Source organism: Paenibacillus xylaniclasticus (assembly GCF_004001065.1).
GTDB classification, from domain to species: domain Bacteria; phylum Bacillota; class Bacilli; order Paenibacillales; family Paenibacillaceae; genus Paenibacillus_T; species Paenibacillus_T xylaniclasticus.
The window spans coordinates 1-9231 of sequence record NZ_BIML01000058.1; the positions used below are offsets into that span (position 1 = coordinate 1).

Consider the following 9231-nt stretch of genomic DNA (forward strand, 5'->3'; position numbering starts at 1 on the left):
ACTGTCGCTTCCCTTAGCTCTAGCTTCTGTCCGGCAAAGGCCGTCTTCTCCAGCAGATGCCCGTTTCCAACCAGCCACTGGCTTCCACTGTCGTCCAGCATGTACGTGATCCGCTCCTGTGGATATGACGGGTCAATCGGCACGTATGCGCCGCCTGCTTTCAGAATGCCGAGGATACCTGCGATCATCTCCACGGACCGTTCCGCCAAGAGACCGACGCGGTTGTCTGCTGTCACACCCAGCTTCCGAAGCTTACGCGCGAGCCGGTTCGCCCGAGCATTCAGCTCGCGGTACGTCACCTGCTCCGTTCCGCTAATTACCGCAATGTGATCCGGCGTCCGCTCCACCTGCTCCTCGAACAGCTGATAGATCGTCGTCTCTTGCGAATACGATGCTTCCGTCGTATTGAACACTTCCAATAGTTGCGACTTTTCACCCTCGTAAAACAAATCTGTTTCACAAAGCATCATATTCGTATCCAAAAGCACCTGTTCTAGAAAACGTATCATACGACCTATCAGAGTTGAGAGATATGACGTATCGTAGAATGATGTGTTGAACGTCATGGTGCAATAAAGCTTTTCATTTCTTGTTGAGAATAATAACATCAGATCAGAATGTACAAGTGTGGAAGCATTCTGGTCATGCAAAGAATCAAGTAATACAAGTGTAGGAATGTATAAGCCTTGTTCATTCGGTTTTACAATGTTCGCTAATTCCATAACCTTGTGGACAGGAAGGTTCTTATTAGCTTCCGCTTCCTGAATACTACGACTTACATGCATTAACCATTCTCTGTACGTGAAATTACGGTCTAACATAGTTTTAAGCAGTAGGAAATCAGACAACAACTGCTCATCATGTTCTTGAATAACCGGGATTCCTATCACAACTTGATCAGTTGAGTTAAACCGATGCAATAAATAACAAATGGAAGAACACAGTAACGCAAACAAACCAAGCTCCGAGCGGTTGCATATCGATAGCAAGTTGTCTCTAATGTGATCGGGAAAAACAATCTCCAAGCTTCCTCTTGTATCCCCGCACTCTTGATTGGAATTAGAGTATGGAAAGCTAGACAGCAATGTCTCATTGCCTAACTTGTTTAACCAGTAGCCCTTCTCTTTATCCAGCAGACCGCTAGATAATAAATAATTCACGTAGTAGGGGTCGCGCAAATTGAAGGCCTCCTTATTATTCAAAACTAAACCCGAAATCAATTTCACGGACAACTGATGATTTGCGTACTTGTTCCATCATAATCTCTTTAATGACAATATCTCTGTCATCAATTACTACCCGGAGAATTTCGAGATAAGATTTGCTCATCCGCTCAATCGTTTCGCGCTTATACAAGTCAGTGCAATATTCGACCACGATATGCAGCCCGCTTTCGCTTTCTGCTAACGTCCAGGTCATATCAAACTTCGCCAAGCGGCTTTCCGTTTGATAGGCGATAAGCTGTAAAGACTCAGATCCTAGGTCAATTTTCTGCTGTTCCTGATTATGCAGCACGAACATCGTATCAAACAGCGGGTGTCGGCTTAAATCCCGATACTTGACTACTTTCTCCACTAGTTCTTCGAACGGATACTCCTGATTCGCGAAACCGGCCAGCGCCTGCTCCTTTACCTGCTCCAGATAAGCTCGGAACGTTAGTGTACCTTCTGGGCGGCTCCTCAGTGCCAGCGTATTAACGAACAGACCCAGCATCCCTTGCAGCTCTGCATGCGTCCGTCCCGCTATTGGCGTTCCAACTACAAGGTCTTCTTGACCGCTATATTTAGACAGCATGATTTTGTAGGCTGCCAGCAGTACCATGAACAGCGTCGTTTCGGTCTCACGCGCAAGAGCATTCAACCGTTCCAGAAGCACCGTATCACCTAGCACTGCAATACGGCTTCCTGCGTAACTCTGCACCGGCTTGCGGGCATAATCTACAGGCAGTTCCAGAATCGGAACATCCTCGAACTGTTTCGTCCAGTACGCCTCTTGCTCCATGCGCCGGATCGTCTGAGCCTGCTCCTGCTGCCAGCAGGCATAGTCCTTGTACTGGATTGTAAGCTCCGGCAGCTTGTTGCCCTGATACAGCTCGCCAAATTCCCGAACGAGAATGCTCATCGACACTCCGTCGGAAATGATATGATGCATGTCGAACAGTAGCGCATATCTGTTCTCTTCCAGCTGCACTAATGCAGCCCGCATGAGGCTTCCCACAGACAGATCAAACGGTCGAATGAACGTCTTCGCTGCCTCATCCAGCTCCATACCGCGGCCATCAACCCGTTGCAAACTCCAGTTGACTTCCTCGCTAATCTTCTGTACAGGCGCTCCATCCACCCAGTGGAAGGACGTTCGCAATATTTCATGACGCTGCACCAAGCTGCGCAAAGTCGATTCGAGCCGCTCTGGCTCCACCTTACCTTCCAGAAGGAACACTCCTGGCATGTTGTAGGCCGTTCCCTGGTTGCCCATCTGATCCAATAAATAAAGCCGCTTCTGCTCTGAGGATACCGGGTAATAGTCCCGTCGTTCCACTTGCGATATTGAAACATAGTCAACTGCTTCTTGCTGACTTTGGATATATTCGGATAACTGCGCCACAGTTGGATATTGAAAGAGATCGCTTAATTCGATAGCTATCTGCATTTGCTGGTGAACCCGTGCAATCATCGTCATTGCCCTCAGTGAATGTCCGCCAAGCGCAAAGAACTGATCGTGTATCCCTATCCTTTGGACGCCTAGAACCTCCTCCCAAATATGGATAAGGTTATCCTCAAACCTGTTGCGAGGTCCTTCATAGTCTTCCTGAACAGCTGGCATAGCAGCTTGACAGTCCAATATTTTCAGTAAATGGTCAAAGGCAGTACAAGTTAATGGTTCATAATACGGCTTATGAAGCAGTTGATCGGGATTAACCAGTTCCATCTCCCATGTTAACGATCGCCAATTGCCTACGTTAGTATTAGCCTCGGCCTTTAAGTGCATGTCTGAAGCTTCTGCGCCGATATGATCCATGGTATAGACAGAACCATCGTGTCCAGTCCGCTCTGCTGCCATCCGTTGCTCCAACGGAGCGTTATCAACATATGTGATATAATTTACCTCGTCCGGCAAGCGCTCGAACGGCAAACGATACAGCTCCTGACCGTCATCTTCCTTGATTTTCTCCCAGCAGCTCCGTTCCATAAATTCACGGAATGGCATATTCTTCTCAGTTTGGCGATACGTCGCTTCCACGATTGATACCCCACGTTCCTTACACCAGCGTTTCAATCCTGCCAGCACCGCTGTCTCGATCCCCCGTCCCAGCACTCGGCAGCTTAAGAGGAAGGTGTCCATACGCACCCGCTTCGCTTCCCACTCCATGATGACAAGTCCTACTTGCCCATATGTCCCGAAACGATCTCTCACTTCGACTATCCTACATTCGTAATTCGGTTGAGCCAGTAATTTCCGGAGGTCGTTCTCCATCCAGCGTTTGGCATTCATGTTGAACTGATTCGTCCGATGCGTCAACTGCACCGCACGGGCGAGCTCTTGTTCGCCTAAAGCTCTCATACTCATTTCAAGCTCCAGCCCAGAAAGAAAAGACTCCATAGACAACTTCTCGCGCTTAAATTGCTCACGTTGTCCTTCTTGCTTGTACATCTCGCTGCGACGCCTATCCTCTTCCGTAACACGTACTACGTCAAACGCCCATACATGCTTCAAAAATGTTGGAATATCTTCGCTATCCACTGGCAATTGAAGTGTCAGCACCTCTGGACATTCCAGCATCATCTCACGACATTCAACAGGACTATCGTCTATGAAGATGAAGCTATCCAGTCCTACATTTAAGGCTTCTGCCATTGCACGAACATTCTGCGACTTTGATTTCCAATTGATTTTCCAGGCGGTCAAATCCTCTTGCTTCAGTATCATTTCCGGATGTTCACGAAATACTGTCCAGACGTCATCTTCGTTGTTCTTACTCGCCAGTACAAGCAGCAGCCCTTCCCGTTGCTTCTCCAGCATAAATCGTTGTAACCAGATGTATGGTTCATCTAACCGGACGTTTGTCCCTTCTTCTCCACAGACACCTTTCCACAATGTGTTGTCGCAATCCAGCACGATAACCTTGAAGTTTGACTTCCTCCAAGCGATTAAGCGTCGTGTAATTACCGTTCCCAAGGCTGCATAATATGCCTCGGTATATGGAACATGCCCTAGTCGATCCCTTACTCCATCATGAATTTCCTCTATGCCGAACAGTTCTGCCGTCTCTTCAAAGTCCACGAGCTGTACATGTCCCATCGCTGCCAAATCGCTCTTCCAACGTGTCCTCAATTCTAATATTCGGCTTTTCACCGCTTGACTAAAGACCGACAATTCTGACAATGGGAGAACACTTGCGAAATAAATACTCGACTTCTCTTTATTCTGCAAGGCTATAATTAACTGCTCATATGTCGTATCTAAATGAGCCAGCTGCTGATCCTCAGACCAATCCCCATCTCGCAACCAATCCTCGAATCTAACCAACAGCAGATTGACGTCCTCATTACGCGACATTAGACTATTGGGATCAAGCAGCTGCTGGAACACCTGATTATAGCCCGCAAACCGAATGTTCACGGGTAGGCCAAATTGATTCATCCAATAGACGATAGACGGTTCCAGAGGTTCGACGGTAAAAGTCCCGCTTACGACAACGGTCAGCGCCTCTTCATCTTCTTTACCGTTTGCCTGACGCTTGGCCGCCAGCTCTGCCTGCTCGTCGGCAGAGAATATCACGAGATCACGAATGTTTGTTGCCGGAGCCAATACCATCAGTCTTAACATCTCATGAAAGCGATCCAGTAAGCCTGCCATACTTGATTCTTGGAACAATTCAATGTTGTACTGTAACGCTAACTGTAATTCTCCCTGCGCCCCAGCTACAATATCCAGCTTAAAATCCAACTGGGATATGTCATTTGTAACTGGATATGGTGTGAATTTGAGCTCGTCTGTTGGTGCCTTCGTTTCTTCAATTAATTCACTATGGAAAATTAACATGGTGTCATACAATGGATTCCGAGCCGGATCATTCTTACCCGCATCATTGATCATTTCATCAAACGGATAGTTGCAATTCGCATAGGCCTCCATCAGCTCTCTGGCGGTTTCCAACACGAACGACTCTAGCGTATGGCTCGCGTCTACCCGAATACGAAGCGGCAGGAAATTAATAAATGCTCCGATTATCCGCTCCACTTCCGCCTGATTTCTGCCAGCTACGGTTGAGCCAATAACTACGGTTTCCTGCTCCGTGTATTTATGCAGTAAGACCGCATATAGCGCAATTAATAGAGAATTCATCGTCACGTTATGCCGACGAGACCAATCCCAAAGTCCTTTCGTTTCCGCTTCATTCACCAGCAGATTGAGCGTTCTTCCTTGGAATGATCGCTCCTTCGTACGTTTCATATCAAGCGGCATCGCTAGCCGAGGCATGCCTTGTCCCAACACAGCGCGCCAGTACTCCTGCTGCTTGCGGAATTCTTCCGTCTTAACCCATGCCTGCTCCCATTCTGCGTAATCCTTATATTGTATTTGCAGCTTCGGTAGCTCGATTCCATGATACAGACTCAGCAAGTCTTCACTTAGAATAGTTAAAGAGACTCCGTCTGAAATAATGTGATGCATATCCAGAAACAGGACGTACTTCTGCTTGTCCACCTTCATAACCGTTATTCGCATCAATGGGGCACATCCAAGATCAAACTTCTGCACCCTCGTCACCATTTCACGAGCTAAGCTTTCATCGCCCTCCACAAATTCAACCGGATTAGCAGCAATGGGCCAAATCCGTTGTACTGGCTCTCCGTTTCTCCATTCAAATGAGGTCCGTAAAGATTCGTGCCGTTGAATTAATTGATTCACGGCTTTACTAAACCGGTCGATATCCAGTTCCGCTTCGATCCAGAACGCCATCGGCATATTGTAGCTCGTTCCCATATCCTTAGTCTGCTGCAAAATAAACAACCTTCTTTGGGCCGACGACAACCGATAAGTCTCTTGATAGGGAGCAGGTTCAATAACTAAATAGTTACTTTGTTTAATCGATGCAAGGCTATTAGCCACATTCCGAATCGTCAACGCCTCTAGCAAACTTTTCAATGATATCTCAACTTGTAGCTCTCGATGAATACGAGCAATAATGGTCATCGCCTTCAAGGAATGGCCTCCAAGGGCAAAGAAATCGTCCGTGACGCCCACTCGTTCGATGCCGAGCACCTCTTGCCAGATCGCCGCAAGTTTCGCCTCCATCTCTGTATGCGGTTCGATGTATGCCGAACCACGAAGAGCTTCCTCCTCAGGCTTCGGCAGCGCGTCCCTATCCAGCTTCCCGTTCACTGTCAGCGGCATCCGCTCCAGCTGAACGAAAAATGCTGGAATCATATACGATGGCAATAGCTTGCCTAAGTGCGTCTGCAGTTCCGAAATCGTCGGTTCCCCATCACAGACGATATATGCGCAGAGAGCTTTGTCCCCGTTATCATCCTCGACCGCGACAACCGCAGCTTCCCTTATCTGCTTTAGCTGCAGCAAGACGCTTTCAATCTCGCCCGGCTCAATCCGATAGCCGCGAATTTTGACCTGCGCATCTATCCGACCCATATATTCAATGTTGCCGTTCGGCAGCCAACGGCAAAGGTCTCCCGTACGATACATACGTCCACCGGGAACGAACGGATTGTCCACGAACCTCTCTGCTGTTAGCTCCGGTCGGTTCAAATAACCACGCGCCAAGCTGTCTCCCGCAATACACAGCTCTCCTACAACTCCAGTAGGCTGCAACCGGTTACAGCGGTCCACAATGTATAAAGTTGTATTGCTTATTGGCGATCCGATTGGCGGCATTAACGAATAATCATTATCAGCACCCATCGTATAGGTCGTTACGACATGACTTTCCGTTGGTCCGTAATGGTTGTGGACGAGCACATTCGAATGACGGGCTGCCTGAATAAAATGGTCATCCATAATGAGCTGTTCACCAGCGACTATGAGATGGTCAATCGATTCTAGCAAATCCCGGTATAGAGCACGGTCGGAGATGACGTGCTTCAAATAAGCGGTCGGTAAAAAGACCGTACCGATCTTATGGGTGTGAACGTATTTGACCAATCGATATGGATCTCGTCTCGTGGCTTCATCCGGGACAAATAGCGTGCCGCCAGACAGCAAGACAGAAAACAGCTCCTGCGCGCAAACGTCAAAGCTGAACGCAGCGAACTGCAGCGTGCGAGCAAAACCAAGCGTCGTTTGTCTCTTTTGTGATTCCAACAAATTAACGATGCTTCGATGCTCCATAACAACCCCTTTCGGAGTTCCCGTAGTGCCTGATGTGTAGATGACATAAAGCGCATGGGAAGATGTCGACGACGACCGAAGGTTCGAAGAATTCGCATCATATATACAGGAATCTGCAAGATCGAGCACCGAGCCAGTATAGCTACCTGGCACACTCTCACATCCGAAAGTCAGCAAGATATCGGTACCGCTATCGGCTAACAAATACGCGATTCGTTCCTCCGGATACGCCGGATCAATAGGCATGTAAGCTCCCCCCGCCTTCAGGATCGCCAGAACTCCCACGATCATCTCGACTGAGCGCTCGGCCATGATCCCTACGATACGGTCTGCTCCTACACCACGCGCTCGTAATGCGTTCGCGAGTTGGTTTGCCTTTGCGTTTAGTTCTCCATAAGTCATTCGCTGAGATTCAAATACAACCGCCTCCGCCTCCGGCGTCCGCTCCACCTGCTCCTCAAACAGCCGATGAATCGTCTTCTCCCTCGGATACGGTGATACCGTTGCATTGAACGCGTCCAAGATTTGGCGCTTCTCTTCTGCAGTTATAATCTCTAATTCCTCAATCAGCGCTTCCGGTGTCTGCACCACATATCGTATCAGCTCATGTAAATGCTGCTTTACTTGTTCGATTGTAGTGTCGCTGTATACGGCTTGATTATAAGAGAATCTGATCCAGAGCGATTCTCCCGGTATGACAATCAAATTCAGATCGTAATTCGTTTGTTCGAAGTTTTGAATGCGCTCGACTTCAAAGCCAATTTCTCCGCCTTCAGTCATCTGTCTCAGCTGCGTTTCAACCGGGTAATTCTCGAACACCATAATTTGCTTAACGAGCTCTTGCTTTAAGCTGCTTACGTTCTGTACCTCCGACAACGATACGTAATCATGCTCTTGGGATTGCAATGCCTCCAGCTGCACCCTCTTTAGCACATCTTCCAGACGCTCATCAGATTTAAGCCGGATTCGTACAGGTATCGTATTTATAAAAAGGCCAATCATGTGCTCTACACCGGTCAAATTTGCAGGTCTACCCGCCACGACTGCTCCAAATACGACATCCTCGATGTGGTTGTACTTAGCTAGTACAATTCCCCACAACGTTTGCATCATCGTGTTAAGCGTTACTTGATTTTGTCTTGCGATCTCCTCCAACCTGCGGGTCAGTTCTCCCTCTATCTGCAGCGTTTCCTCACGGTGTATATATGGCTGCTGCCCCGTGCGTCGGCCAGGCAATTCCGGATTAACTGTATAGTCCATCAAATACGACTTCCAGTATGCCAGTGCTTCTCCCTTGTCCTTGCATACCAGCCAATCAATATAATCGCTATATGGGTAAACCTCTCCCAATTGCAGAGGGGTGCCATTTCTCAAGCTGCTATAGAATTGGATAAATTCCCGCATGATGATATTTTGGCACCAACCGTCCATAATGATATGGTGGTTACTCCAGACGATGACGTAGGATCGCGGGCTTGTCCGGATAAGCATAAAGCGCATCAAGATGTCCGTACTCAAGTCAAACCCTCTGTTGCGATCTTCCAACAGCATGTTCTCAATAAGCTTCTCCTGCTGTTCCCTCGGTAGAGCAGACAAATCCTTCAACGTCAACTCGATATCCTGTTCTGACAGTACTGCTTGGAGCGGCTTTTCAATCCCATCGTAAATAAATACCGTACGCAGCACCTCGTAACGATCCACAATCCATTTGTAGGCTTCTTCGAAACAGTCCGTATCGATTACGCCTTGCACATACAGCACTTTCTGTTCGAAATAGGCGTCCGATTTTTCAAGCAAGGAATGAAATAACATTCCTTCCTGCATGGGAGAAAGCGGATATAGCTTCTGACACTTTGGCGGTATACGATCCAGCTTATCCATCGACAG

2 protein-coding genes and 1 pseudogene are annotated in these 9231 nt (G+C 48.0%); all 3 read right to left on the minus strand.

Going from position 1 to position 9231, the window contains the following annotated elements:
* On the minus strand, positions 1-470 hold a 470-nt coding region (locus PXY01_RS22980; protein ID WP_246028056.1), incomplete at its 3' end, for an AMP-binding protein.
* A gap of 6 nt (positions 471-476) precedes the next feature.
* Positions 477-1226 (minus strand): annotated as a pseudogene (locus PXY01_RS23425) (condensation domain-containing protein); the annotation flags it as partial.
* Positions 1195-9225, minus strand: coding sequence for a non-ribosomal peptide synthetase (locus tag PXY01_RS21660; protein WP_281277899.1), 8031 nt, complete (start codon positions 9223-9225; stop codon positions 1195-1197). The gene PXY01_RS21660 and the pseudogene PXY01_RS23425, both read right to left, overlap by 32 nt.
* Positions 9226-9231 lie beyond the last annotated feature (6 nt).

Coding starts and splice junctions, on each gene's coding strand:
- PXY01_RS21660 (WP_281277899.1), bottom strand. CDS start 9,225: ATGGATAAGCTGGATCGTATACCGCCAAAGTGTCAGAAGCTATATCCG.